Origin of the sequence: Lentzea sp. DG1S-22 (assembly GCF_036321065.1) — a bacterium.
GTDB lineage: Bacteria > Actinomycetota > Actinomycetes > Mycobacteriales > Pseudonocardiaceae > Lentzea > Lentzea jiangxiensis.
In genome coordinates this window covers 1,874,070-1,899,971 of the sequence record NZ_CP143276.1, presented here as the reverse complement: position 1 = coordinate 1,899,971, position 25,902 = coordinate 1,874,070, and the positions used below count along the sequence as shown (strand labels likewise).

Annotated in this window: 21 protein-coding genes and 1 pseudogene; 17 read left to right on the top strand and 5 right to left on the bottom strand. The window is 65.3% G+C overall.

From position 1 onward, the window contains the following. Window positions 1–345: 345 nt before the first annotated feature. Window positions 346–1,407, top strand: a complete 1,062-nt coding sequence (locus tag V1227_RS08440) for an ornithine cyclodeaminase family protein (protein ID WP_329791953.1) — start codon at window positions 346–348, stop codon at window positions 1,405–1,407. Window positions 1,408–2,668: 1,261 nt separating this feature from the next. Continuing rightward, complete coding sequence (locus tag V1227_RS08435; RefSeq protein ID WP_329791952.1) at window positions 2,669–3,310, top strand: hypothetical protein; 642 nt, start codon at window positions 2,669–2,671, stop codon at window positions 3,308–3,310. Between the two features lie 6 nt (window positions 3,311–3,316). Here V1227_RS08435 and V1227_RS08430 read toward each other — a convergent pair whose 3' ends face one another. Further along, window positions 3,317–4,597: an IS256 family transposase gene (locus tag V1227_RS08430; protein WP_442916519.1), complete on the bottom strand. Its 1,281-nt coding sequence runs from the start codon at window positions 4,595–4,597 to the stop codon at window positions 3,317–3,319. A gap of 799 nt (window positions 4,598–5,396) precedes the next feature. Here V1227_RS08430 and cas3 point away from each other — a divergent pair. The 11 genes and pseudogenes from cas3 (at window position 5,397) to V1227_RS40585 (ending at window position 19,708) form a co-directional block, all read left to right on the top strand. Further along, the gene (gene cas3 / locus V1227_RS08425) at window positions 5,397–7,829 is read left to right on the top strand and encodes a CRISPR-associated helicase Cas3' (protein ID WP_329791951.1); all 2,433 of its coding nucleotides are present in this window, start codon (window positions 5,397–5,399) and stop codon (window positions 7,827–7,829) included. Further along, on the top strand, window positions 7,826–8,188 hold the full coding sequence (locus V1227_RS08420; RefSeq protein ID WP_329791950.1) for a hypothetical protein: 363 nt from the start codon (window positions 7,826–7,828) through the stop codon (window positions 8,186–8,188). Before cas3 ends, V1227_RS08420 begins: the two co-directional genes overlap by 4 nt. Then, a complete protein-coding gene (gene casA / locus V1227_RS08415) occupies window positions 8,185–9,813 on the top strand; it encodes a type I-E CRISPR-associated protein Cse1/CasA (protein ID WP_329791949.1) in 1,629 nt (542 codons plus the stop codon). The genes V1227_RS08420 and casA overlap by 4 nt, the downstream gene beginning before the upstream one ends. Next, entirely contained in the window at window positions 9,810–10,388 is a 579-nt protein-coding gene (casB, locus tag V1227_RS08410) for a type I-E CRISPR-associated protein Cse2/CasB (protein WP_329791948.1), read from the top strand. The genes casA and casB overlap by 4 nt, the downstream gene beginning before the upstream one ends. A gap of 19 nt (window positions 10,389–10,407) precedes the next feature. Then, window positions 10,408–11,583 (top strand): type I-E CRISPR-associated protein Cas7/Cse4/CasC, encoded by a 1,176-nt coding sequence (gene cas7e, locus V1227_RS08405; protein ID WP_329791947.1) that lies wholly within the window; start codon window positions 10,408–10,410, stop codon window positions 11,581–11,583. A gap of 2 nt (window positions 11,584–11,585) precedes the next feature. After that, window positions 11,586–12,305 carry a type I-E CRISPR-associated protein Cas5/CasD gene (gene cas5e / locus V1227_RS08400; RefSeq protein ID WP_329791946.1) on the top strand — a complete coding sequence of 240 codons (720 nt, stop codon included), beginning with the start codon at window positions 11,586–11,588 and terminating at the stop codon, window positions 12,303–12,305. After that, entirely contained in the window at window positions 12,296–12,967 is a 672-nt protein-coding gene (gene cas6e / locus V1227_RS08395) for a type I-E CRISPR-associated protein Cas6/Cse3/CasE (protein ID WP_329791945.1), read from the top strand. Before cas5e ends, cas6e begins: the two co-directional genes overlap by 10 nt. 266 nt (window positions 12,968–13,233) lie before the next feature. Continuing rightward, window positions 13,234–13,575 (top strand): hypothetical protein, encoded by a 342-nt coding sequence (locus V1227_RS08390; RefSeq protein WP_329791944.1) that lies wholly within the window; start codon window positions 13,234–13,236, stop codon window positions 13,573–13,575. 2,793 nt (window positions 13,576–16,368) lie between these two features. Beyond that, complete coding sequence (locus tag V1227_RS08385; RefSeq protein ID WP_329791943.1) at window positions 16,369–16,596, top strand: type I-E CRISPR-associated endoribonuclease Cas2; 228 nt, start codon at window positions 16,369–16,371, stop codon at window positions 16,594–16,596. A gap of 382 nt (window positions 16,597–16,978) precedes the next feature. Next, window positions 16,979–17,169: pseudogene (locus tag V1227_RS08380) on the top strand (transposase); the annotation flags it as partial. A gap of 2,350 nt (window positions 17,170–19,519) precedes the next feature. Beyond that, entirely contained in the window at window positions 19,520–19,708 is a 189-nt protein-coding gene (locus V1227_RS40585; protein ID WP_442916522.1) for a transposase, read from the top strand. A gap of 118 nt (window positions 19,709–19,826) precedes the next feature. On the opposite strand, the gene V1227_RS08375 is transcribed toward V1227_RS40585, so the two are convergent. From V1227_RS08375 to amcB, 4 genes are all read right to left on the bottom strand, one after another. Then, window positions 19,827–20,039 (bottom strand): hypothetical protein, encoded by a 213-nt coding sequence (locus V1227_RS08375; RefSeq protein ID WP_090104112.1) that lies wholly within the window; start codon window positions 20,037–20,039, stop codon window positions 19,827–19,829. Between the two features lie 258 nt (window positions 20,040–20,297). Further along, window positions 20,298–21,179: a hypothetical protein gene (locus V1227_RS08370; RefSeq protein WP_329791942.1), complete on the bottom strand. Its 882-nt coding sequence runs from the start codon at window positions 21,177–21,179 to the stop codon at window positions 20,298–20,300. Between the two features lie 2 nt (window positions 21,180–21,181). Next, window positions 21,182–21,343 carry a multiple cyclophane-containing RiPP AmcA gene (gene amcA / locus V1227_RS08365; protein WP_329791941.1) on the bottom strand — a complete coding sequence of 54 codons (162 nt, stop codon included), beginning with the start codon at window positions 21,341–21,343 and terminating at the stop codon, window positions 21,182–21,184. Further along, the gene (gene amcB / locus V1227_RS08360; protein ID WP_329791940.1) at window positions 21,340–22,443 is read right to left on the bottom strand and encodes a cyclophane-forming radical SAM peptide maturase AmcB; all 1,104 of its coding nucleotides are present in this window, start codon (window positions 22,441–22,443) and stop codon (window positions 21,340–21,342) included. The genes amcA and amcB overlap by 4 nt, the downstream gene beginning before the upstream one ends. Window positions 22,444–22,574: 131 nt before the next feature. Between amcB and V1227_RS08355 the strand changes: the two genes are divergently transcribed. From V1227_RS08355 to V1227_RS08340, 4 genes are all read left to right on the top strand, one after another. Then, a complete protein-coding gene (locus V1227_RS08355; protein WP_329791939.1) occupies window positions 22,575–23,750 on the top strand; it encodes a hypothetical protein in 1,176 nt (391 codons plus the stop codon). Window positions 23,751–23,754: 4 nt separating this feature from the next. Continuing rightward, window positions 23,755–24,309 carry an isochorismatase family cysteine hydrolase gene (locus tag V1227_RS08350; RefSeq protein WP_329791938.1) on the top strand — a complete coding sequence of 185 codons (555 nt, stop codon included), beginning with the start codon at window positions 23,755–23,757 and terminating at the stop codon, window positions 24,307–24,309. Further along, a complete protein-coding gene (locus V1227_RS08345) occupies window positions 24,306–24,767 on the top strand; it encodes a phosphatase domain-containing protein (protein ID WP_329791937.1) in 462 nt (153 codons plus the stop codon). The genes V1227_RS08350 and V1227_RS08345 overlap by 4 nt, the downstream gene beginning before the upstream one ends. Before the next feature lie 674 nt (window positions 24,768–25,441). Beyond that, the gene (locus V1227_RS08340) at window positions 25,442–25,564 is read left to right on the top strand and encodes a hypothetical protein (RefSeq protein WP_329791936.1); all 123 of its coding nucleotides are present in this window, start codon (window positions 25,442–25,444) and stop codon (window positions 25,562–25,564) included. Window positions 25,565–25,902: the final 338 nt, after the last annotated feature.

The window sequence follows — 25,902 nt, the reverse complement described above, 5'->3', positions numbered from 1 at the left end:
AAGATGGCAATGCGAGTTCAATGGGCACGCCAGAGCCGTCAGGCTCGACCGGCCTGCGGCATTCTGGCTTTCCGTAGCAGTTATACATGCACTGCGCAGAGGTGGCGAACAATTCACAACCGGAAACTAGATGTTCATCGGGCGAGCTGCAATGGAATAGGCGGTTCTGTCCCGTCGACAGGACAGAACCGTGAGCAGTGCGGCTGCATGCTGCATGTTGTAGAAGTAGTGAGGTTGTGCCTCGCGCTCGATGTTTGCAGCCGGAGAAGTATTCGGTTGCGGTGGGCGGAGTAATTGGGATTGCGCCAGTCATTACTTGGACCTGATCACGAGGAGTGATGTGTGATGGACACCTGGCTGCTGTGTCAGGAAGACATCGTCCGAATGCTGCAGCTGGTCGGCCGGGACGAACTCATGCGCCGCATGATTGACACGTTGGAAGAGGAGTTCGTCGAGCTGGGGTGCGGCAGGCGGACGAACTCGCCCCAGCGGTCGGGGTTCACCCGCGCCGGTGAGGTGCCCGGTGTCATTGAGACCATGCCGCATCGCGAGGCCGGCGTGGGGGTGACGGTCAAGACCGTCGCCTACAGTCCACGCAACCTGCAGAACAGCAGGTTGCCAACCATTCTTGGCACCGTTGCCCGGATCGACGACGACAGCGGCAGGCTGGTTGCCTTGGCCGATGCCGTGTTGTTGACGGCGATTCGGACCGGGGCCGCGTCAGCGATCGCCGCCAAGAAGCTGGCCGCACCCGGCTCGAGTACGGTCGGCATCATCGGTACCGGCACGCAGGCCGTGACTCAACTCCAGGGGTTGTGCCAGGTGCTCGACGTTCGCGAGGTGCTCGTGCACGACATCAATCCCATTCACGAGCAGAGCTACGCCCAGAGAGTCGACTTCCTGGGTGTCGATGTGCGTTCTGCGGACCCCGAACGCATCCTCGCCGAGGCCGACGTGCTGTGCACCGCCACGTCGGTGCCGGTGGGCGAGGGGCCTGTCTTCCCGGACGGTCCGCATCGGCCGCATCTGCACATCAACTCCATCGGCGCGGATGAGATCGGCAAGACCGAACTGCCCGTCTCCCTGCTCCGGCGTGCCGTGGTTTGCCCCGATCACCCGGAGCAGGCGCGCCATGAGGGCGAGTGCCAGCAGTTGGACGAGAGCGAGATGGGGCCGACTCTGGCGCACCTGTGCGCGCATCCGGCGGAGGCGGAGGAGTACCGCTCCCGGCTGACCGTGTTCGACTCGACCGGGTTCGCATTCGAAGACCACGTCGCATTGAACGTTCTGCTCGATCTCGCCGCCGAATACGGCCTCGGCACCAAGGTGTCCATCGAGGGCAGGCCCGACGACCTCCTCGACCCGTACTCGCTGCCGGGTCTCCGGGGGTGCCGCACCCTGGCGTGATGCCAGGCCGGGCAGTGGGGTCGCTCCGGATTCCAGGGCCGAGGTTCCGCGATCGTCGGTCCTGGGGCACCGGCGTAGTCGGCCGGTGCCATCATCGGGTGAGGAGCACGGACGATCTCGCATCTCCTCCGTTTTCTTCACCCAGGTTGCCTTACTCTTCCGCGGCGGTCACGATCGAAGAGGACGAGCAGCTGGCGTTTCGTCGGTCATGTTTTTTGGGGTTGTTTCGTTCGCTGTGGCCATTGACTACTTCGCTACGGATCCGTGCTCGATGTATTGGGCGACGCAGGCAAAAGTCGCCGATGAGTAGGGCGGCCTGAGCGATTTCGTGGTGACCGCTTCGGGGCCTGCGACCGAAATTGTACAGACCACACCAGGCTTTCCGGCGCAAGCTGTCCGGAGGGTTAGCGCTGCATCTCGAGACGTTGACCCGGTAATCGTTGTGGTCGGGTGACCGGGCAAGCTACTTCCCTAGATCGTGTGCGGAGGTGGCGAGGGTCGTCGTCCGGAGGTGTTCGTCCGATCGCTGTCAATGGAGGAGGGTCGGAAGCTGGCCCGGATCGGGCGGACCGAGAAGGACGCGGTTCGATTGCGTCGGACTATCGTGGTGTTGATGTCCGCCCAGGTCCAGCCAGTGCCGAAATCACGTCGTTGATGCAGGTCAGCGCTGATTACATGCGTGATGTGATCCACGCGTTCAACGAGCGGGAGTTTGCGCGCTGGACACGAAATGGAGCGCGGGACGCCCGAAGGTGATCGGCGAGGCGGTTCGTGCGCAGATCTGCCTGATCGCCCGGACGTCCCCCGCCTCCCAGGGCGGCACGGCGTTCTCGACCTGGTCGCTGTCGAAGCTGCGCGACCACTTGTTCGACCGCGATACCGTGCGGCGATCAGCCGGCAATCTCCAGCCACGCGTGGCGGATGAGTTGGCCACCGACGACAAGCTTCGACCCGGCGCTCGGTACTTACGGTGGCTCACGGACGGATCCGTAGCCCCCTGTAACCCTGCCTCAAGGTAGGCCGATAGAAGTATCAAAAGCAGGAATCGACATGGGCTAACCGGTCGAACCCCAGTGCTGGGGTCCGGTGCCGATATCTGCTGGCGCTCGTCCCTCGGGGCGACCGCCTTGGACGCAGGTTGGCTTGACACTTCGGTACGGCGATGTGTCAGACGAAGGGTGTCGGCTTCGAGTTGTTGGTGGCGCGTTTGGTTGTACGTCGCGCCGGCAGACGTGGCCTACCCGACGTACGGAGGCACGGGATGAAGCGACGCAAGATCTTTCACATCTGGCTGACCACCGCCGCTGTCGCCATGGTTCTCGCGATCGTGTTCTTGTCCTGGTTCACCAACGCAATCACCGACAACCCGGCTCCCGGCCAGCCCGGTGCCACCGAGCCCGGTGTCACCGCCACCCAGACGCCTGCGGCTGTGCCGCCCGTGACCGTCGAGCCACCTCACACCCGCGAGGAGCAGGTGGCACGGTTCTACGGCGACGACAAGGTCAAGCTCTACCTGCGCGGTGGTCTGGTCAAGCCGGCCCAGGTTACTTGGGGCGATGATTCCATCTCCCGCGACTTCGGATTTTGGTTCCGGCGCGCCTGCGAAAACGGCTACAACATGGAGGCGATCCTCATGGGGATCGTCGACGTGAACAGTAGTCACTGGGCCCCGCTGCGTGCAGAGCTCATCGAGGCACTCGCCGGCCCCGGTAGCTGCCCTGGTCCCCACTTCAACATGGTGACCAACAGCCCCGGCACTGGCCCCGACCGGACCATCCGGCTACAGCTCAGCAGCCCGCCGTCCACCCGCGCGGACTACCACTTCGTCTTCGTGTCCACCCCCGCGGGTGGTGCCTGGCTGCTGACCGAGGGTCTGTCAAACGAGCGGTGTAACTCAGGTTGAAGGAAACTAGTTGCGTCCGGCGGCCAGTCGGCCGTCGAAGGCGATCTCGAACGCGTTGAGCGCGGGTTTCCAGCGCATGGTCCAGCGTTTGCGTCCGGTGCCGGTCGGGTCCAGGCTCATGATCGCCATGTAGACGCATTTCAGCGCGGCCTGCTCGTTGGGGAAGTGCCCGCGAGCCTTGACCGCGCGACGGATGCGGGCGTTGACGCTCTCGATCGCGTTGGTCGAGCAGATCACCCGCCGGATCTCCGGATCGAAGGCCAGGAACGGCACGAACTCGGCCCAGGCGTTGTCCCACAACCGCACGATCGCCGGATAGCGGGCGCCCCAGGCCTCGGTGAACTCGGCGAACCGCTCGCGGGCCGCGGCCTCGGTCGGCGCGGTGTAGACCGGCTTGAGGGCCTTGGCGATCGGGTCCCAGTGCTGACGGCCGGCGTAGCGGAAACTGTTGCGCAGCAAGTGGACCACGCAGGTCTGGGTGATCGTCTGCGGCCAGACCGTGGTGATCGCGTCCGGCAAGCCGGTCAGCCCGTCGCAGACGACCATGAGCACGTCAGCCACGCCGCGGTTCTTGAGCTCGGTCAGCACGTGCAGCCAATATTTCGCGCCCTCGCCGCCATCGCCGGCCCACAACCCGAGGATGTCACGCCGTCCTTCGCAGGTGACCGCGAGCGCGACGTAGATCGGCCGGTTGGCCACCTGACCGTCCCGGATCTTCACATGGATCGCGTCGATGAAGATCACCGGATACACCGGATCGAGAGGCCGGTTCTGCCACTCGATCATGCCCTCGACAACCTTGTCGGTGATCGTGGAGATCGTCTGCCGTGACACCTCGGCGCCATAGACCTCCGCAAGGTGCGCGGAGATCTCGCCGGTCGTCAAACCCTTGGCGGCCAGCGAGATCACCATCTCGTCCACTCCACCCAGGCGCCTCTGCCGCTTGGCGACGATCTTGGGCTCGAAGCTGGCGTCGCGGTCGCGGGGCACGTCGATCTCGACCGGGCCGACGTCGGTGAGCACGGTCTTGGACCGAGTGCCGTTACGCGAGTTTCCGGTCCCGCGCCCGGCCGGGTCGTGCTTGTCATAGCCGAGGTGATCGGTGATCTCGCCCTCGAGCGCGGACTCCAGCAGCCGCTTGGTCAGTTGCTGCAGCACCCCGCCCTCACCGGTCAGCTTCAGGCCACTGGCCTTGGCACTGCTCAGCAGCTGCGCGACGAGCTGCTCGTCCAGGCCGTCCAGACCGGTTGCGGGCTTTGAGTCCTCAGCGTTCTCCACGCCGGACATCATGTCGGTCATCAGGTGCACTTCCATGATCGGGAGTTACACCGCTCGTTTTACAGTCCCTGACCACCATGTTTTCTCTAGGTTTGGTGCGGTCTTGATTCGGTTGGGAAGGTCAGCGACGTCCGTATCGTCTGCACTTGCTGGCGTTGCTCAGCCTCTGCCGACGCGACGCAGTTGGCTCGTTGACAGGTGCGGTGTCGGAGGCGGGACGCAGCTGACCGGTCCTGCGCGGACGAGCTGAGATAGGGGACCGGCCTTGCGCTGCGGATGTCAGGCGCGTTTCACCGGTGCGAAGGTGAGCAGTCATCAGCAGGATCCCTTCGCTGGCCAATGTGGTGGGTGAAGCTGTGCCGAAGTAGGTCCGAGTCGGTGACGTGGAAGTCTTCTTTGGACACAGCGGTGGCGCGGGGTGACCGCTCGGCCCTGTTGGCGAAATTGGGCTGCTCACGGCGGCAGCACCGGCTTCTTTGTGCTCGCCGTGGAGATGATGAAGCAATGACGTTCGGTACGGGCTAGCTGCCATTCGGTTTGCTGGGCCGAGAGTTGACCTTGATCTGTCATGTAGTTGTCAAAGATCGACCACACGTGGGGCGCATGGTGGGTGTTGACGAGGATCGTAGTGCGATGTCAGTGGGCTCTGCATTGGCGCCTCACTATGGCGGCTGCTGCGTGGATACTGAACTGCGGTTAATTCAAGATTATCGGAAGTTCAGCATGGCTACTGCAATCGGGTGATCTTCTGCTCCGTTGGAGCAAGGTGTGGTGTTCCCGGCCGTAAGAGGCTTCGGCGTCTGCTTATATGTCCGTTCTTGCCTGCTGTCAGGCGAACGGTTCCGATCTGATCTGGAGTGCTGTGAGTCTCAGGGGACCCAAGGTGTCGTTTTGGGCAGCCTGGGGTAAATCTGCAGGTAGAACGGCTCCTCATCCGCTGTTGTGTCACGTTGTCGACACAACAGCGGTAGCGGCGCGTTTGTACGGTCTGATTCTCGGGCCGCACTCCCGGAACGAGCTGCGGGCTGCATTCTCGGTGGTGGGTGATGCGGCCGGTTGGGTAGCTTTGCTCTGTGGTCTCCATGACCTGGGGAAGTACTCACCGACGTTCCAGGCGCTGAACGTTGATCTCGCTGAGCGGCGATTCCCTGAGATCGCGGATGACCTGAGGCGGGTGCAAAGGCAGCGGGGTCTTCCGCGATTGGACACTCCGCATGGGCTCGTGACAGCTCTGCACATGAAGGATCTGCTTATCTCGTGGGGCGCGGAGCCCGGCGCTGCCGAGCGAATCGCTGTCGCGCTCGGAGGGCATCACGGCTATTTTCCTGGTAGCCAGGAGTTCAGGCAGGCGCGTGCACAGGTCAACAACCACGGCGCGGAGCGCTGGAAAGCGTGGCGTGACGATCTGGTCGACGCAGTGATCAGCGTGCTTGGCTTGCCGGATCCCCGCACCCTGCCTTGGAATGAGTTGCGTGTCAGTACGTCCGCTGCGGTCGGTCTTGCCGCGTTGACCACGGTGAGCGACTGGATCGCCTCGGACGAACGCAACTTCCTGTCGCCGGAGCACGAAGGCGATCTCGAGGACTATGTGCGTGTCGCCGATGCGCGTGCGGATGCGGCCGTTGCCCGGCTCGACTTACAGCCATGGATTCCGCCGAAGGACACCAGCTTCACCGGCTTGTTCGCCGCAGAGGCCCCCCGACCCCTGCAGTCGGTGATTGAGAACCTGCTTCGAAACCGTGCTGAACCCACGATGCTCGTGGTGGAAGCTCCTACTGGCGAGGGCAAGTCGAAAGGTGCGCTGCAGGCAGTTGCGACGCTCGTGCGCAACCTTCGGCTTGCCGGCGTCTACGTGGGGATGCCGACGCAGGCGACGAGTCACCAGATGCTGGGAGAGATCGAGGCGATGCTCACGCACGCTGGTGACACATCCGCAGTACGGCTGATCCACTCCAACGCCAGGGAATTCCTGGACAGCAGGGCCACGACACCCACTGATGTCGGAGCGGACGACCCAGAGGACTGCGATGTCGCCGCGCAAGAGTGGTTCACCCGCAAGAAGAGCTTGCTCTCACCTTTGGGAGTGGGCACGGTCGATCAGGCGTTGAAGGCGGCGATCCGCTCAGGGCACGTTTTCGTGCGGCTGGTGGCGCTGTCGAACAAGGTCGTGGTGATCGACGAGGTGCATGCCTACGACACCTACATGTCGACCTTGCTCGACCGGATGCTGATGTGGCTGGGACACATGGGAACGTCTATATTGCTGTTGTCGGCGACGCTGCCCTCACGTCGGCGGGACGAGCTGACTGCGTCGTGGCGTGCAGGATTGCTGAGCTGTGTGCCTCACGATGTCCCGCCGTTGCCGACTTCGACCGCGTACCCGCGGGTGACCATGGTCGACGCATACGCGTGCATGGTCGCGCAGTCGGATGTGTCCGAGCTCAACCGTGAACGCATTGCGCGACTCGAGCTCGTTGATGATGAAAACGTTGTGGATTGGGCGCTCTCACACGCCTCCGGCGGCAAGTGCGTCGCGATCGTGCACAACCTGGTCAACAGAGCCAAAACGACTAGCGACGCGCTCGCGGAACGCATCGCAGCGCTACCTGATTCACAGCGGCCGCAGCTGATCACGATCACTGGTCAGTTGGCCGCCTCCCACCGTAGAACGGTCGAAGCAGATCTCCGGTCTGCTTTCGGGCCCGACGGCACTCGGCCTCCGGCGATCGTGGTCGGAACACAAGTGCTGGAGCAGAGCCTGGACCTGGACTTCGACGTGATGCTCACCGACATGGCCCCGATCGACGCACTGATCCAGCGACTTGGACGCGTGCATCGCCATGACCGTGACATGCAGCGGGGAGCACTCACCCTTGCCATCGCTGGCATCGAGGAAACATCTGCTGGACCAGTATTTCCGCGATACCTGGCCAGCGTGTACGCACCGATGGTGCTGCTCCGGACATGGGCATTGCTGCGGAGTGAGACGGAACTGCGCTCACCAGACGAGGTGCCGGTGCTCATCGACGCTGTGTATGGGCCGCCCGAAGCAATCGAATGCCCCGCAGGGTGGGAACAGGCATGGAGTCGCGCGGAGGAAAGGCTGCTCCGGGCACTGGATAAGGACAAGCACGACGCGCGACTGATGTACCTGCCGTTACCTGTGGGAACACAGCGACTCGCGGACATGACGGCACGACCACAAAACCCTGGCAACACGCGGAAGAGTCGCCACCGATGATTCGAGACGATGAGTCGCGCGAGCTCCGGGTCGGTGTCGTGCTGCTGCGCCGCAGCAACGACGGACACACCGTCGCGTTTTGCGGGAAACTTCCAATCGATCTGTCGACAGTGGAACCGATCCCGCTGGACAGACTGAGCGAGCTCCTCGACTCCCGCACGACCCTGACAGCGCACGCCGGAGTGCCGGCTGCCGTCGTTCGATCGCTGCTGGACGCCGCAGTTCCGTCAGCGTTGGAACAGTCGCCCTGGCTGCGAAAGCATCGACCGCTGGTGTTCGTCGACGGGCGATGCGCGATTGACGATCATGTACTTGCCTATGACGAGAGGATCGGCGTCTACGCCGAGGAAACCGTGTGACCTCAACTCGACCTGCCTCATTCGACCTGCGCACTCGACCCTGGTTGCCAGTGGTTGATCTCGACGGCCGACACGAGTTCGTCAGTCTGGCGCGTCTTGTGCTCAGCGCACACCGCATCCGCCGTCTGGTTGGAGAAACCTCGTCCATGAGCGCGGCCCTGCACAGGCTCGTGCTCGCCCTTCTGCACCGCGTGTACGGGCCAGCCTCGGATGTTGCGTGGACCGAATTGTGGGAGGCGCCGCGGTTACCGTTCACGCCGCTGGCCACGTATCTGCGGGACAAAGGTAATCGCTTCGACCTCTTCGACTCCGAGCGCCCGTTCATGCAGTGTCCAGGCTTGGCCAGGTTGGTGCCTGCGACGGCCGCCAAGCTCGTGCCATACCGGTCTGTGGGTAACAACGTCACCTTGTTCGACAAGACGATCGCCACGGATGAAGTCGTGCTCACGCCTGCGGAGGCGGCGCGTTGGCTGGTCACTGCGCAGGCGTTCGATCCCGGCGGCACCAAGACGCCGTTCGAGAAGGACAGATCTTCCGAACGCGCACCGTGCGCTTCGCTCGGCGTCGTGCTCGTGGAAGGCAGCACGCTGAAGGAAACCCTCCTGCTTAACTCCTTGATCTATCGTCCCGATCACGAAAAGCCGTCGCCGAGCACAGTTGACGACTGCCCGGTGTGGGAACAGTCGAACTCACCGCGTCCTATGCCCGACAAGCGCGTCACGCGTGGATGGACGGATCTGCTCACCTGGCCCGCTCGCCGCATCCTGCTGTCGTCGCGGTACACCGTCGACGATCTGGTCGTCGACGGGGTCACCGTGACGCCGGGTACACGCCTGCAGGCTGGTCTCGCAGACGTGGAGATGATGGCCGCGTTCCGCAAACCGACCGACCAGAAGGCCAAGGCGAAGCTCGACGCGCCGATGCTGCCAGTCCGGTTGCATCCGGTGCGCGGAGTGTGGAGACACAGCGTGGAGCTGCTGATGACCAACCTTTGGGAAGAGGGCAAGACCCGACAGCGCCCGCGCACCTTGGAACAGATATCCGACCTTGCCGAACACGGACACATTCCAGCCGACGCTGTGTACACCCTGCGCGTGTTCGACCAGAAGCTGGACCCGAAGGCCACCGTAGTAGAGACCTGGCTGGAAGAAGTGGTCCCGGTCCCGGTGGCTCTCCTGCGCGCCAAGGACGAGACTCTCGGAGCCCTTCTTGGATGTGCGATCGCCTATGCCGACAACGTCGGCGCCGCACTGCGTCATATGCAACGCAACTACCGGACAGAGAAGCAGGGCAACCGGGAGAACAAACGCCTCACACCCACGTGGAGCCTGGACGTGGAGTACTGGCCGAAACTGACGCGGCCATTCGCGACGTTCCTAGTCCAAGTCGCACGAGCGCACGACGTGGGCCACTCCGCTGCGGACGCCACCACAACGTGGCAGAAGCAAGTCGCCACGATCGCTCTGCGCGCCACCGACCACTGGGCCGAAAGCTCTCCAGCGGAAGGACATGACCTCATCGTCCTGGGCAAGCACCACGGCCAGTTCCTTGGTCGCCTCAGTGAGCTGACCCGCATCTTCCACGCTGAGGCCGCCGCCTACATCACCACGAAAGGAGCCGCGTGACCACCCCGATCGTCGCCCGGCGCCGCGCGTTCACCACCTACCTCTACAGCCTGCACAGCGGTCTTTCCTCCTCGACCTCTCACCGCGTCTCCGAGTCACGGCAAGTTCTAGCGCGGTTGCGACGTAGCTTCGGCGGCCCGCGACAGCAAGCCGAGGCGTACGAGCTCGTCTTCGCTCGTAACCCACCTGAGTCCGAGCAAGAGGTCTGGCTGCTGGTGGCCGGGTTGTTCGCGCTGCACCCCCAGCCCCGTCGGAACACGCGCTCGCTCGGTGCCTCCATGAGAAAGCTCTCGACAATGCGCGGGGCATCAGTGGACCGTCGGTTCACTCAACTGCTCGCCCGGGATCGCGAAGCGCTGGCTCACCAGCTACGTCAGACCATCCGCCTGCTCGACAGCGAAGACGTGCCGGTCGACTACGACCAACTTCTGGACGACCTCGCCGTTCTTCTCGGCGACCGATTTCGTGACGACTCGGCTCAGCGGATTCGACTCCGGTGGGCCCGCGATTATCACTATCGCCCTGAGCCGCGTGAGTCCACAGAGGACACTCCAGCGCCCGCCGACGCCCACTGATACTGCGGAGACACATCCAATGATCATTGAATTGCACCTGCTCCAGTCCTTTCCTGTCAGCAACCTCAACCGTGACGACGTCGGCCAGCCCAAGACCGCCACGTTCGGTGGCTACACCCGCGGCCGCATTTCCAGTCAGTGCCTCAAGCGCGCGGCTCGACAGCTGTTCACCGACTTCGGCCTCGACAAGTCCGAGACCGCCGTCCGCACCAAGCGCCTACTCGACCGTGCCGTCGCCGCGCTGACCGACCGTGGGCGTGATGCGGAACTCGCATCACAGGTCGTCACGGCTGGCTTGCAGCAGCTCGGCTTCGGCGTGGACGAGAACAAGGGCCTGACGCAGTACCTGCTCTTCGTCGGCCAGCACGCCATCGACCACCTGGCGAGTTACTGCGACAACAACTGGGACACGTTGCACGGCATCGCGACCAAGGCCAAAGCTGTCACGGCGAAGGCCAAGAGCGACAACGAGAAGCCTGGAACCAACGAGCAGAGGAAGTCCGGGAAGGTTGCCAAGCCTGACAAAGCTGCGATCGCCGAGGCACGCCGCATCCTCGACGCCAGCCGCGTCAGCGACGTCGCCTTGTTCGGGCGCATGATCGCTGACAACAAGGACTTCAGCGTCGAGGCCGCCTGTCAGGTCGCTCATGCCATCAGCACGCACGCCGTGATCAACGAGTTCGACTACTACACCGCGGTGGACGACCTCAAGCCTAGAGAAGAGTCCGGCGCTGACATGATCGGCACCATCGACTTCAACTCCGCCTGCTACTACCGCTACGCCAATCTCAACCTCGAACAGCTGGCTCACAACCTCGCCGGCGATCAAGATCTGATCAACCGCACCGCCCGCGCTTGGCTGTACTCCTTCATCCACGCAGTCCCGAGTGGTGCCCAGAACTCCATGGCCGCCCGCACGATGCCCGACACCCTCCTCGGTGTGGTCCGTGACCGCGGTGCCTGGAACCTCGCCAACGCATTCCAGAGGCCCGTTACCGATGCCGACATCATGGCCGCCTCCACCGAACGCCTCACCCACCACTTCCGCCAGTTGCGCACGTTCTACGGCAACACCGACCTGCGCGACATCGCCGCGGCCTCGGTCACCGGCGACGTGCCGCACTTCGACGACACCGAGATCGTCGCCGGCATCGACGACTTCACCGGCCGTGTCCTCACCGGAGCGACGGCCTGACCATGGTCACGTCATTGGCCTTGTGCTTCGACGCCCCCATGCAGTCATGGGGAACCCGCTCGCGAGGTGTCATTCGAGACACCACCTCCGAGCCCACCAAGTCCGGCGTGGTCGGACTGCTCGCCGCCGCACTGGGGATCTCGAGAGAAGACGACGACGCCATAGCCGAGCTGGCACGGCTGCGGCTCGCCGTCAGGGTCGACCGGGAAGGTATCCTCGAACGCGACTACCACACCATTCAAAACGTCCCCACTACCAAGGGCACTGGTCATCGGACTGTCGTCAGTCAGCGCTACTACCTGGCGGACGCGCTGTTTCTCGTGGTCTTGCAGGGAGATGAGGACCTGCTTTCTCGCATCGCTTCGGTTGTCGATCGACCCTATTGGCCGGTGTACTTCGGCCGGCGAGCCTTCGTTCCCGCGCGACCGCTGCTTCCGCCCAACGGACAGCCCGTTGCCGCCGAGGCGGAAGAGATTCTCGGAAGCCACCCCTGGCTGGAGACATCGAAGTCACTGCGAGACAGCGAAATCGCCAAATCCGAACGGGTCGGGTTGCGGACAGCCATCGACTGCCCGCCGAGAACCACGCACGCAGAGGTTCGTCATGACCACCCTCTGAGCCTCGCTGACGGCCGACGACGCTTCACCACCCGGACCGTGCTCGTCGACCAGCTCCCCCTGACGGACAGCATGATCACCACCGGAGACACACCGTGTTCCTGAGCAAACTCATGATCAATGTCCGCTCACGCGAGTTCCGGCGCGACTACGCCAACGTCCACGACATGCACCGCACCATCATGCGCGCCTACCCCAGCGTCGACGCCGACACGCAAGCGCGGCTACAGCACAAAGTCCTCTGGCGCCTGGACACCACCGGGATCGGATACACCCAGTACGTCCAGAGCTACACCGAACCCAGTTGGGGTGACCTGCCGGCGGGACTTCTCCTGTCTCCGGCTCAAGTGCAGCCGCTCGCCCCGGTACTCGACGCCATCTCACCGGGCCGGAAGTTCCACTTCCGGCTACTCGCGAACCCGACCCGCAGCGCTCGAGTCGAGAACGGCCAAGACGTTCGCAAACGCCGCGCACATACAACACCCGAAGCCCAAATCCAGTGGCTCATCAGCAGGGGTGAGCGCGACGGCTTCGCCATACCCACTGCCCGGAGTGGCGAGCCTGATGTCGCGCCCTCGCCAGTGCCCACGCTGGTTGGTCAGAAGAAGGAACAGGGCAAGATCACTGTCGTGCCGGTCCGGTTCGACGGACACCTGATCGTCACTGATGCGGAGGCGTTCACCGAGGCACTCATCAACGGAGTGGGCCGGGCTAAGGCCTACGGTTGTGGGCTCATCAGCCTCGCTCCGCCCCGCGTTAATCGGTAGCAGTCGACATCGCGTTTGCCTAACCTGGCTAGGTGATCGGTCGTAGAGCGTCTCGCTTGCTTGAGCGGGATGTTCTACGACCAGGTTCGTCAAGAAAAAGACAAATCAGCTAGACCTGCGCAAGGGCGAGGACCATCACCGACTGCGCGCTTGCACTGCTGTGGCTGATGCGCGGTGAGCCGCGCCAGCGATGGCACGCGACGCCGGCGATGCGGGTCCGATACCGCGCTCTCGCACGGCTGCACACCCACGCCGACATGGACCAGGTGCTCGTCGCCGCCGACGCACGCCTCGCGATCACGCTGGCCGGCGGCGGAATTTCCTCACCGAGGTCGGTCCTGCGATTCGACCACACCGCGTTCTTCGCCGCCGGGCGGGAGAACGTCCCCACTCCGGTGGTGTTCGATCCCTTCCTCCTCGACACCGCATGGCCGGTGGTGCGTTACCGGATCAGCGCGATCGCCCTCGCACGAGCCGCGGACGGCAGCGTCCGCGTCGACGCCGTGCCGCTGCCGGACCTCGGACGACGCAACGCAGCCAGGAACGCCATTCCTGGCTGGCGCGGCGGTTTCCGTTCGCTGATCCGGCGGCGCCGCGCAGCTTCTTGAAGAAGCCGGGCATCGGGCACCGAGGCCGCGTTCGTGCGGACAGCTGCCTCCGTACAGCCGATGGGCTGATCTGTCTATCCCTTGCCGTGCCTGGTTGCCTTACCTGGGCAGTTCAGGACGAACGCTATCCAGTTTGATGTCCATTTTGGGTCAGCTGGGATCTTCGATGATCGAATGCCTGCCGGTCTCAAGGCGGCGACGGCGGGATCGTCGCCGAGTTGCACGTAAGTTTGTTGTGCCGCGCATGAACTCCTTCGACCGGTAGGTGACCACCCGTAAGATCACTTTGCTGGAGTGTTGACTCAGCCAGTTCGCTGGGTCATGCCGACAATTACCGAGTTGGCGGAGTCAGCAGGCGCCGTCATACATCCCGCCGGTGCGTATGTCGACCACGTTGCCTACCCGTGACGACGATTTCGAGTCGGGACCACCCTCACACGCGCGGGGAGAACGACCCGGCCGTGGTCTACCTACTGTGGAGCGGACCACCCCCTGCACGCGCAGGAAACATGTGCAGTTCGGCTGACGCCGTGGCGACGTTGGGACCGCCCCCGCACGCGCGGGGGAGAACGTCGGGCACGATAACAAGAAGCCGCTCGGCCTGGGACCACCCCGCACTCGGGAGGAGAAAGCTGCCGCAGTGTATGTAGTGCGCTTCGCCCCTGATGACCATCCCCGCGCACGGAGCGAACAGGGATGGTCATCAGGGTGGAGCCCGTCATGATGGACCACGCCGGCACGCGCGGGAGAACCTGACTTACCTGAGCCAGAATTTCGGCATCGAAGGGCCCCGACGTGCGAATCGTGACAGGGTTCGCCGCCGGCGTGGGACCACCCCCGCACGCGCAGGGAGAACCACTGTTGCCACGGGGGCTCTCTGCTGCCGGACGGACCACCCCGCACGTACGAAGAGAGTACTTCGATCTCTGTCATGGGGACGCGCCACTCCGGACCACTCCCGCACGCGCGGGAGAACTACAAGGCAAACCTGAAGTGCCAGTCGGCGCCGGGACCACCCCGCACGTGCGGGGACAACTTACGCCCGGTTCCTCGAACTCAAGATCAAGCCGGGACCACCCCCGTACGGGCTGGGAGCACGCCGCCACTGTCCCCGCTGATCGCGCTCGCGTGAAGGCAACCCCCTGCGTGCGCGGGCAGGACAGCTTGCGCGACAGAAGTTCGTCGACCACTTCCGGACTACCCCGCGGGCGCAGAACAACTCGCCCGCCCCACGGGACCACCCCCGCCTACGAGGGGAAGACTCGACAGATACTACTGACGCCCTGATCAAGCTCGGACCAACCCGCGTGCACGGGAAAACACGGGCTCCGCCCTGCACGCTGGCCGGGACCACCCTCCGTGTGCGGGGAAGACATACCGACCGCGACGTTGCCGATCCACGCGTGTGGACCACCCCCTGCGTGTGCGGGAACCCTAACTGGCTGGAGATCGCAGGCATCAACAGCGGACCACCCCAGTTTGTAAGGGGAAGACAGCCGCGCGAGTCGCTGTTCGATGCAGGGAGTCGGACCACTCCCGCGTGTGCGGGGAAGACACGCAGGACCCGCCCGCGAACGGCACCACTCAGGGACCACCCCGGCACGCGCGGGGACCACGGCGTTGCGTGGATATCACTCGGCATGACGCCGGAACCACCCCAGCACGTGCTGGGACCGGGCGTCCATCCGATCGGGACATGGATCATCTCCGCACTCGCGAGGAGCACATCGCCATCGGCTGTTGGATGCCTGGCGGTCTGGGACCATCCGGGCACGCGTGGGAGCACGTCGTGGTGTTGATCCCGACTTGGCCGGACGCGGGACCACACCCCCATGCGCGGGGAGCACGACGACGCCAGCCGACCAGCACCCACGGGTACGGGACCACCCCCGCGCGTGCGGGGAAAACTATGCGGAACTGCACGTCCACTCGAACTTTTCGGGACCACCCCCGCACGCGCGGGCAGAACTTTTCTTGGCCAGCAGGCATTGGTTCTCGGTGAGCACCTGCTCGTCGGGATCACCCCACATGCGCTGGGAGAACGCGGCGACCGGCAGATACTGCAGGCCCGTTTCGGGACCACCCCCGCATGAGCGGGGAAGCATGCCAAGGAGGTTCTCGCCGGTGCCCTCGCCAGGACCATCCCCGCACGCGCGGGGAGCACCAGCCACGCGGTCAGCGAACCCGTGCTCCTGATGGACCACCTCCGCGCGTGCGGGGAGCACAGCGCGCCCGACTACCAGGAGGCCGAGGACTACGGACCACCCCCGTGCGTGCTGGGAGCACGTCGTCGACGCTGGCCGACCGCTGGATCGTGCGGGACTACTCCCGCGCGTGCGGGGAGCATAGGACGGGCCATTCGCTCGGCGGCTTCGGCGGCGGACCACCCCCGCGCGTGCGCGGGGATCACCTCGACCCGACGCAGCACATGCCGATGGAGCCGGGACCACCCCGCGTGTACGGGGAGTACTTCGCTCAGGCCATGCGTGAGTGGCCGGGGTCTGGACCACCCCCACGCGTGCGGGGAGCACACTTGTTGACCATCATAGTTGTGAAGCAAGTACTGATTTAGCTTCAACTTTGTTGACGTCGACGAGCCTGGTCCCACGCACCCTTCCCTAGAATGAGCCCGACCGCGAGCGCTGTGACTGCGGTAGCGGCCGGACTGCCAGTGGCGATGCTGACTCTTCTCAAGGTCGCGGACCGACTGCGCCGCCTGGTGAAGTAGGCAAGGGCTTACCGAACCGCTCGGCCACATGCACACTACGCCATTAGGGCGAACATGCGTTCGAAGTGTCAACCGTGATCGTCAGCACAGGACGAGCGAACATGGTCCACTCAGCGGACAACGAGCAAGGACTGTCTTTTCAAGTCCATGACCACAACTGGAAACCGGTCGACTTCGAAGGGATCACGCTGATGTTGCGCCCCGCGGCCGACACGGAGAACGTCGGCGAACCATCCGAGCCGCGGCGGCAAGGATGGAGCAACGCCAGTAAACGACGATGCTACAGACGCTGATCTTCAAAGCTGAATCAAAAACACACTTCGCTCGAACAAACAGTGTGGTCAGGAAGTGTGCTCCCCGCGCACGCGGGGGTGGTCCCGGCACCCACATCACCTGGGCACCGTCCACTATGTGCTCCCCGCGCACGCGGGGGTGGTCCGCTGGCGGTCGAGAGGCTGGGCAAAGCCGGGGTGTGCTTCCCGCGCACGCGGGGGTGGTCGAGCTTCAACCGGTCGAGTCTGTAATGGCCCCGCTGGACGCATCCCAGCGGGTGATCAGGTCGAAAACCGGGTCGGGCCGGCCGGGAGCGAGCGATCACCACTGCCCGCTCCGCAATGCGGTCGTCCGCCCGCGTGGTTGACTACCATGCGGGCGCACTTGCGGTTCCATCTTGCCGTCATCGCCCGCCGCAGCGTCGAACACAGCTCCGGCATGGGCACAGTCCGCTGGCCGGTCGAACGCACCTTCGCCTGGCTCAAGGCTTCCGACGGCTCCGCGTCCGCACCGAACGACGAGCCGACGTCCATCAGGCCATGCTCGGCCTCGCCTGTTCGATCATCTGCCTGCACAAACTCATTCTGAACTGATCACTATGTCGGGCAGTACGTCTGTAAACGGGGTCCACCACCGGCTATACCTGCGGATAGGTCACCGAGACCAGTGCGACGGTCTACTGCTTTGGGGACACACTCACCGCCATGATCTGGAGCACCGCCTGCGTCGCCTCCGGCGGAAGCGGCACCGGCGTCTACGACGACTCCCGCGCCTATGGCGTCCTCGGCGAGACTTGTTGTTGGTGTCTGGACTACTCCCGCGCGTGGGGAGCACACTCACCTCGACCGCCCCGGCGAGGGCCGCTGGGACCGCCCCCGCGCGTGTGGGGAGCACCGTGGACGCCGCAGTCAGCTTCAGTGCCGGGGGACCTCCCCGCGGGTGCGGAGAGCACGGCTTGTCCGATGGTCGCGTAGTGCAACGTTTCGGACCACCCCCGCGCGTGCGGGGAGCACTTCGTCGTGCTGCCGATCACCGTCACGAACAAGGGACCACCCCCGCGCATGCAGGGAACACCTGCCGCTGGCCGCGGCCGCCCAGGACGACGAGGGACCACCCCGCGCGTACGGGGAGCACGCCCCCCAGCTGACCAAGGAGACGATGTTCGACGGACCACCCCCGCGCGTACGGGGAGCACGCCCCCCAGCTGACCAAGGAGACGATGTTCGACGGACCACCCCCGCGCGTGCGGGGAGCACGGACACGGTCTGCTGGCCGGCCGCGGTACGGACGGGACCACCCCTGCGTGTGCGGGAGCACGCAGAAGCCGCAGGGCCGCAGCAGCGGGTTGTCCGGACCACCCCCGCGCGTGCGGGGAGCACAACCTTGCCACCGTCGCGGTGGTCGACGGCCGGGGACCACTCCCGCGCGTGCGGGGAGCACGGTTTTGACGACGGTAAGCGTTGCTGCGATGCGGAACCACCCCCGCGTGTGCGGGAGCACCACCGGCCAGTACCCGATCAGCTACGCCAACGACGGACCACCCCCGCGCGTGCGAGGAGCACCGCGCCAGCGATGACGCCAGCGGACTGCTGGTGGGACCACCCCCGCGCGTGCGGGGAGCACACTGAAGACTCCGACGACACCGGCCTGGTGACGGGACCACCCCCGCGCGTGCGGGGACACAAGATGCTGACGAGCCTGGCCCGCTGGTGGCGGACCACCCCCGCGCGTGCGGGGAGCACAGCCACAACAGCTTTGCCTTGCGCTGCCGTGGCGGACCACCCCCGCGCGTGCGGGGAGCACGGCAAGGCGGTGCAGCAGGTCCGTCCGCGCCCGGGACCACCCCCGCGCGTGCGGGGAGCACTGCTCAGGACTCATGGACCAAAGTCGGGGGACGGGACCACCCGCGCGCGTGCGGGGAGCACCAGAACCCGGGACGCCGCGCCGTGCTGGCGCAGGGACGACCCCCGCGCGTGCGGGAAGCACAAAAACGCACCGGCAGCGATGGGGTAGGTCTGAGGACCACCCCCGCGCGTGCGGGGAGCACCGGCTGTCGTGGGACCCAGACGACCCCGTGATCGAACCACACCCGCGCGTGCGGGGAGCACATCGACGGGCGCGCCCCGTACACGAGGGCGTCGGGACCACCCCCGCGCGTGCGGGGAGTACTTCTGGACCCCGGCAGGCAAGCCCTGACCACAGGTGCTCCCCGCACGCGCGGGGATGGTCCCCGGCGGCCGACCCGAGGCTTCCGGCCCCTCGAGTGCTCCCCGCGCAGGCGGGGATGGTCCGATCGAGCCGCGGAGGGTGATCCCGTGGCGGTCGTGCTCTCCGCGCACGCAGGGGTGGTCCGTACGCACGCAAGCGCGGTATCCACACCGCCGGGTGCTCCCCGCGCATGCGGGGGAGTCCCTACGACTACCTGTGCAACCGCGTGTGCCAGCAGGTGCTTCCCGCGCACGCGGAGATGGTCCCACGCCGCCCGCGACGCGCTGGTGCGCGGACGTGTGCTCCCCGCGCACGCGGGATGGTCCCGACGCGGAGAAGCTGGTCTCCTCGCTCCGCAAGTGCTCCCTGTGCCGCGAGGGTGGTCCCAGGCCTCCGAGTTCGCGGGCTTCGAGGATGCCGTGCTCCCCACGCACGCCGGGGTGGTCCTCGCTGGCGCAGCTACCGGCGGGCGGTGGCCTCGTGCTCCCCGCGCACGCAGAGGTGGTCCGACCTCGCGCGCAAGGCCGACATTGTCCACGCGTGCTCGCGGGGGTGGCCGAGCTTCAACCGGTCGAGTCTGTGACGAACCCGCTGGGCGCGTCCCAGAGTGTGATCAGGCCAAAATTAGGTCAGGCTGGTCGAGACTGAGCGATCACTGCTGCCCGCCTCAAGGTGCAGACGTCCGCTGGCCGGTCGACCACCACGTGCTGACGCTTAAGTTCCCTCTCGCCCGTCATCGCCCGCCTCGGCGTTGACCACGGCTCCGGCCTGGGCACAGTCCGCTGGCCGGTCGAACGCACCTTCGCCTGCCTCAAAAGTCTCCGACGACTCCGCGTCCGCACCGAACGGCGAGCCGAGGTCTATCAGGCCATGCTCAGCCGCGCCTGCCCAATCATCTGCCTGCGCAAACTCATTCTGAGCTGATCACTGAGGCCGGTGGCGAGTGTGAACCCGACCAGTTGCACACTTCGGGCCCGAGAATGTCGGCCCGCCTCACGGCTGGGACGTGCGGCGCAGTCGGCGTTCAGGTAGCCCGTTCTGGTCAGATGCGACGCAGTGCCTCAAGGACGCGGTCCAGGAGCGCAAGATGCTCGTCGTCGGAGCGCTGTCCTTGCAGCGCGGCCCGGAGTGCCGCTGCGCGCTCTTGGTTGACGTCCAGTGGCTCAGCCAGAAGCCCTGCTATGTCGAGATTCCCCAAACAGGGCAGGTACTGCGTCAGCGCGTCGTGGTCGATGCCGCCACCGAGGGGGAACATCGGCCGCTGTCCTTGGCGGTCGGGGTGACCTCCATGCGCATGAGAGGTTGGGCAGATGGCAGGCCAGCTACAGGTCCAGCCAATCAAAGGACTCCATCGAGACGAAGTGCAAGCTCAAGGCGGCCGTCTCGGCGAGCTGGCGGCCGGCGGTGCCAAACGACGCTCACCAGGTCTGCTGCACCTGATGGTCGCCACGTCGGAGATCCGTCCGTGTTGGCGGTCATCGTGATGGGCACGGTTCGGTGCGACGTGCCGACTCTATTCGGTCCTCCGCATCACGCTGGACAGAATCGGCTCGGCCTCGGATCGCAGATGTGGTTCGAGCAGGTCCCAGTCGCTGCCTTCGCCCACGATCCAGAGGTACCGGCAGATCGCGGACAAGAGAGCCAGATGGCCGCTGCGGGTGTGCAGTTCGGGCATGTCGCGGATCCGTCTGGCGGTTGCAGGATGGAGAAGGCTGTTGCAGTAGAGCGTGGCGAGGTCGTACCCGGCGAACATGGGACGCCAGCTCTCCCAGTCGAGGATGCACATCTGCGGTCGGCTTAGATTCGCCCAGTGCAAGTCCGCGTGTGCGGTCGTCCACCTGACATCCGAGAAGACGTCCTCGGACAACGTGATGCTGAAGTGGTGCTCGACGCCTCGGATGGTGGAGGCCACCGCGCCCAGTTCGTTCTGCCATTCCACCGGGTGCGTCGCCAGCGCTGCGAGTGACCGGCGTAGGTCCTGCCACCAGGTGTCGGATAGCCGGGGGTCGTCGTGCAGCACGCCGCCGGGGGCAACCGTCATCCCTGGAGCAAGGGTCATCACCTCGCCCCGGAGACGGCGGCCACGCAGGTACTCGTCGTGGTTCTGCCAGTCGTGCCACCGGAGAACCGCTGGTTTGGAGACGCCACGGATCGAGTTGGCGGCGACGTTGCCGTCCCAGCGGCACACGGGCTCGTAGTCGGCGTCCTCCACCACGACCCTCAACCAGACGTCACCGTCCTGGTCGCGGGCGACTGCGCCCGAGGAGCGCATGTCGAAGGTGTTCACCGACTCTCCGACCACGCTCACGTCCAGTGCAGTCGCTGCCGAGTCGAGCTGTGTGTCGAGCCAGACCCGTCGTCGCTCGACGGCTTTCTCGATCTCCAGGGCGTCCATGCTCACTTCTTGTGGAACTCGCCTTCTTTGCCCCAACTGCCGCCCTTGCGGCCCCAGTCCACGCCGCTGGCCTTCACGCTCGTCGTGATTCTGGCGGCCACGACCTGTGCCCACCCAGTGTCCCCGTTGGACACGACGCGCACCATTCGTTCCAAGACCGTCATCTGCTTCCCTTCCCGTGAAGTAGTTCGGCAAGCGCCAGGACAGGCGCTTGAACCGTATTTCGACAGTGATCGGTCTCGGTCGCGGCGAAGGTGCCGTGTTCGAAGAACCGATCACCCGCGTGCGCGCCCTGACAGAACGAGAAGAACTCGCACGTCTGCTTGCAGGTGGCCAGCGCGGCCGTGAACTCCCGGACGTACAGAAGTTCTGCGGCGCGCTGCACGATCGTGGACAGGCCGTCTTGCAGTACGTTGCCCGCGATGAAATCGTCGTAGGTGGTGCTGCGAACCCCGAGCAGCTCCGGCGACAGCAGCACCACATCCCCGTTCCAGGCGATCGTCGGAATGGGGTCGTGCCGGGAGTCCGCATCGCGCTGCTCCTGTGTCAGGCCGAGAAAGCCGAACAGGTTCGAGACCTCCCGCACGGTCACGTCGGTGTTGCGGCGGCACCACTCGAACGTGTCACGCCAGAACCGGCGGGCGTGGTCGATCGAGGGTGTCTGTCCGTCGGAGTTCGCGCCTTCCTTGGCTTCGACGTTGAACCCGACCCACGAGGTGCCCAGCTCTCGCATGAAGTCCAGGACCTGCACGGCCTGTCCGGTGCTGTTCTGGCTGACGACCGCCAGGACGGTGAAAGGGATGCCGCGTCGTTTCAGCGTCTCGATGCCTGCCATGGTCCGGTCGAACATCGGCCGGCCACCGCGGTCGACGCGGTGGTGGTTGAGTTCACGAGGTCCATCGATGCTCACACCCACGCCGATCTCGCACCGCTCGAACACGTCGCACCAGGCGTCGGTGATCGGCCTGCCACCGCCAGTCTGGACCTTGTGCCGCACGCGCCCGGCCAGGCGCAGAGGCTCGAAGGGCTGCAGCAACTCCACAAACCGCTCGAGCCCGACCGCCAACGGCTCGCCGCCGTGCCACACCACCTCGACCGGCTCCCACGATGCGGCGATGCCGTCCGCGATCGCGGTGGCCACCTGAGGCGTCATTTCTTGCTTGAGGTGCCGTTCGAGCAGGTAGCAGTAGGTGCAGTCCATCGGGCACAGCGTTGTGGGCTGGACGACGATGGTCTTGGGCTGTTCGGCCAACCACGGGGCCATCGCTCCTCCGGTGCGTTATCACGGACGTGGCGCCGAACGTCCAAAACTGGGTTCGTTCGGGACGATTCAAATATGGTGTGGACGGCGACCACGCGGCAGATGACAGGCAGGGACACGGGAGGACATCGATCATGTCCGGCGACGCCGCTGCGACCGGCGAGGGGAAGCGTCCGACGCCGAACCTCGTGCTGATCGGCCGACGGCAGGCCAAGGGGTGGGGGCGCGACCGGCTCGCCAGGGAGTTCGAGCGGCTTGGCCGCCAGCTGGACCTGGCGACGCCTGAGCTGGGCGCCATGGCCAAGGCGATCTACCGGCACGAGACCGGCAGGGCCGCGGTGCGCGATGAGGTCTACATCCGGCTGTACTGCGCCGCGTTCGAGGCCACACCGCATGAGCTGTTCGGCACCCTCAGTGCGGGTGCGGCGAACAGCCGGGTGTGCGGTCTCACGAGCCACAAGTTCGTGCCGGTGCATCTCGGCCTCGAACTGCTCTGCAGGCTCATCCGACGAGCGGATCTCGTACCCGGCGCGGTGCAATGGGCGGAGTGCCATGTCGAACAGGTCGACCATCCGGCCGGTCGCTGCGAGTTGTACGCGTTCCCGTGGGGTGTCGCGGTATTTCACCTGGCGGAGGAGCTGAGCGTTCCGAACATCGCCAGCCTGGCGATGTGGCGTCGGCAGACCTACCGGGAGACCCGGCAGTGGGCGACCGAGTGGCTGCGTGAGCGGACCGGCTCTGACATGCCCATCGCGCACTACGTGCTGTCGGCCTACTGGCTGCACGAGTCACCGTGGAGTGGCCAAGAGCTCGACACCGCGATGCGGTTGTTGAGCATGCCGCGCGTCCTGCTCGACCATGCCACGGATGGCGCCGGGCCTTCCCTGCACCATGCGGAGCTGGTGGAGCAGACGCTGCTACGTGAAGGATTCCACGACAGCCGCATCGATGAGTTCGGCATCCGCGGCTTGTCCATCGGCTGCGCGAGCTGGGCGGGGCTCAGCTACTACCCGCAGGCGACAGGACGAGCACTCCAAGTCTCTGACCTGGTCGATTGCGAGCTGCTGGTCCAGGCGTTGTGGTGTTACTGCCACCGCGTGCACGAGCAGGTGGAACAAGGATGTGATCCAGTTGTGCCGTCTGAGTTCGGGTGGCGTTGGATTCGGGCGGTCAGGTCGCGGCTGACCATGACCAGGCCGCAGGAGACGGCGCAATACGCCGCGATGCGGCGGGCGGTGCTCGAGACCAGCGAGCTGGGCAAGCACCTGACGACCGCGCTGGAGCTGCTGCGAGACACGAGCGGAGAATGATCAGGTGGACCTTGCCCAGAGCGTGCTGGTCGTCGTCGATGTGCAGAACGGCTTCGTGTCCAGCAAGTCAGCGCCCATCGTTCCGCACGTGATCGACGTCGTGCGTTGCTGGGAAGAAGCAGGCGGCGCGACCGTGTTCACCCGATTCGTCAACCACCCCGGATCACCCTACGAGCGGCTGATCAACTGGTCGCGGATGCAGACATCCCCCGAGATCGACATCGTCGACGACCTGGTCCCGGCCTCCCGGCGCGCGGTCGCGGTGCTGGACAAGCCGATCTATTCGCTGTTCACCGAGCAAGGCGCCGCGACCGTGGCGCACCACGGCTGGACCGACATCGTGATCGTCGGGATCGCCACCGAGTCCTGCGTGCTCAAGACGGCCTGTGACGCGTTCGAACGCGGCCTGACCCCCTGGGTCGTCAAGGACGCGGTCTACAGCCACGCGGGACAGGAAGCACACGAGGCGGGCCTCCTGGTGACCAGCCGGTTCATCGGGCGCCGCCAGCTCATCGACGCCGAGGACCTCTTCTCGCAGAAGCTGGTGGCGACCGCGTGACCCGGCCGGTGGCGGTGATGGACATCGACGGCACCGTGGCCGACGTCCGGCATCGCCTGCACTTCCTCGACTCCGACTCGCCGACCAAGTGGGCGGACTTCTTCGACGCGGCCGGCGACGACCCGGTGCTCCCGGACGGTGCTGAGCTGGCGCACAAGTTGGCCGTCGACCACGACATCGTGTGGCTCACCGGTCGGCCGGTACGGCTGGCCGAACTGACGCGTCGATGGCTCGCTGAACAGGGCCTGCCGCCGGGCGAACTGGTGATGCAACCGCACGGTGACAAGCGACCGGCTCGTTTGGTGAAGCTCGAACGCGTTCTCGAGCTACAACGGCAACACACGGTCGCTCTGGTCGTGGACGACGACCCTCGCGTCGTCAGCCAACTCCGGGCGGCCGGACTTCCCGTACATCACGCCACCTGGGCGCCCTGGTCACCAGCACTGGGCAATCAGTAGACCGCACCCGGAGCGATTGAGCTTTGCGGGTGTCTGACCATGGGCTTTACCAGCCCATCCGTGTGACTCTTGCCAGGGACCAGCAGTCGAGGCTTGCGCGACCCGGCCCGTGGCGGCTCAGCCCGGTCATCTGCCGGGCCGAGCCGAAGGCGTCAGGACGAAGCCTTGCCTGATCCAGCGCCGCTCACCCATGTTGTGAACCCGCGACCAGACATTCCGCGGAGCCAGCCGGTCTTCGTCGGCGGGCCTTGAGTCGCGAACACTGATTTGGCCAGTGCCGTACCTGACCGCAACGCAATTGCTCTCGGCTGGTGTATGAGGACTTGAACCATGGTGAAGTCGATGTCGTGGGCCGAGGCGCTTCTCGTCGCCGGCTCCCTCATCGCGAGCGCCGAGATCGGTCCACCGCCAAAGCCCGAATTCCAGGAAGTTCCATGAAAGGGCACAACTCCGAGATGAGGTGGAAGATCAAAGGATCGACCACCTACGGTCGATCGAGTCTCCCATATGAGCGATCCGTCGCTTGACCTCCGCGGCCCTGCTGCGCCGCTTCCCGGCGCTCCAGCTCGCCATCCCGGCCGCCGACGTGAGGCATCGCACCAACATGGACATCTACGGCGTCCAAGAACTTCCGGTCACCTGGGCCTGGTCGACCATCTACTTAGGAGAGAAGCATGAACCGGCCTTGGACCGGCATGCTGCCCGTCGACGACACCGAGCTGTACGTGCGAGACCCCGACGGCCCCGGCCGTCCCGTCGTCTGCCTCAACGGCGCCTACGCCGACGAGAAGCACTGAAATCGCACCTCGGCCCCGGCTATCGCCACATCACCCACGACGAATACGCCCCGACAAGTCCAAGCGTTCCAAGAACTACTCATTCGAAGTAGCCCTGCGCGACCTGGATGCCGTCCAAGCGCCTGTACGACCTGATCACTGCGCCCGCCCAGGCCGCGCTCATTGCGCGTCTGGAGGTGGCCGTGGCCGCGGGCCAGGTGCGTGCCAACGCCGACCTGTACGCGGTTGCTGAAGCCGTGATGGGAGCTCCGCTCTACCGGGTACTCGTGAGCTCCTCCGTCACGAAGACGGATGCTCTGGTCGACCTTGTCATCAACGGCATCGGCTGCGCGCTGGAA

What these genes read in the sequence shown, in the direction of transcription:
- cas3 (WP_329791951.1), top strand. Translation starts at nt 5,397, where the DNA reads ATGTCCGTTCTTGCCTGCTGTCAGGCGAACGGTTCCGATCTGATCTGG.
- V1227_RS08435 (WP_329791952.1), top strand. Translation starts at nt 2,669, where the DNA reads ATGAAGCGACGCAAGATCTTTCACATCTGGCTGACCACCGCCGCTGTC.
- V1227_RS08420 (WP_329791950.1), top strand. Translation starts at nt 7,826, where the DNA reads ATGATTCGAGACGATGAGTCGCGCGAGCTCCGGGTCGGTGTCGTGCTG.
- cas7e (WP_329791947.1), top strand. Translation starts at nt 10,408, where the DNA reads ATGATCATTGAATTGCACCTGCTCCAGTCCTTTCCTGTCAGCAACCTC.
- V1227_RS08440 (WP_329791953.1), top strand. Translation starts at nt 346, where the DNA reads ATGGACACCTGGCTGCTGTGTCAGGAAGACATCGTCCGAATGCTGCAG.
- amcA (WP_329791941.1), bottom strand. Translation starts at nt 21,343, where the DNA reads ATGACGGTCTTGGAACGAATGGTGCGCGTCGTGTCCAACGGGGACACT.
- V1227_RS08375 (WP_090104112.1), bottom strand. Translation starts at nt 20,039, where the DNA reads ATGTTCCCCCTCGGTGGCGGCATCGACCACGACGCGCTGACGCAGTAC.
- cas5e (WP_329791946.1), top strand. Translation starts at nt 11,586, where the DNA reads ATGGTCACGTCATTGGCCTTGTGCTTCGACGCCCCCATGCAGTCATGG.
- V1227_RS08340 (WP_329791936.1), top strand. Translation starts at nt 25,442, where the DNA reads ATGAACCGGCCTTGGACCGGCATGCTGCCCGTCGACGACACCGAGCTG.
- amcB (WP_329791940.1), bottom strand. Translation starts at nt 22,443, where the DNA reads ATGGCCCCGTGGTTGGCCGAACAGCCCAAGACCATCGTCGTCCAGCCC.
- V1227_RS08355 (WP_329791939.1), top strand. Translation starts at nt 22,575, where the DNA reads ATGTCCGGCGACGCCGCTGCGACCGGCGAGGGGAAGCGTCCGACGCCG.
- V1227_RS08370 (WP_329791942.1), bottom strand. Translation starts at nt 21,179, where the DNA reads ATGGACGCCCTGGAGATCGAGAAAGCCGTCGAGCGACGACGGGTCTGG.
- V1227_RS08430 (WP_442916519.1), bottom strand. Translation starts at nt 4,597, where the DNA reads ATGTCCGGCGTGGAGAACGCTGAGGACTCAAAGCCCGCAACCGGTCTG.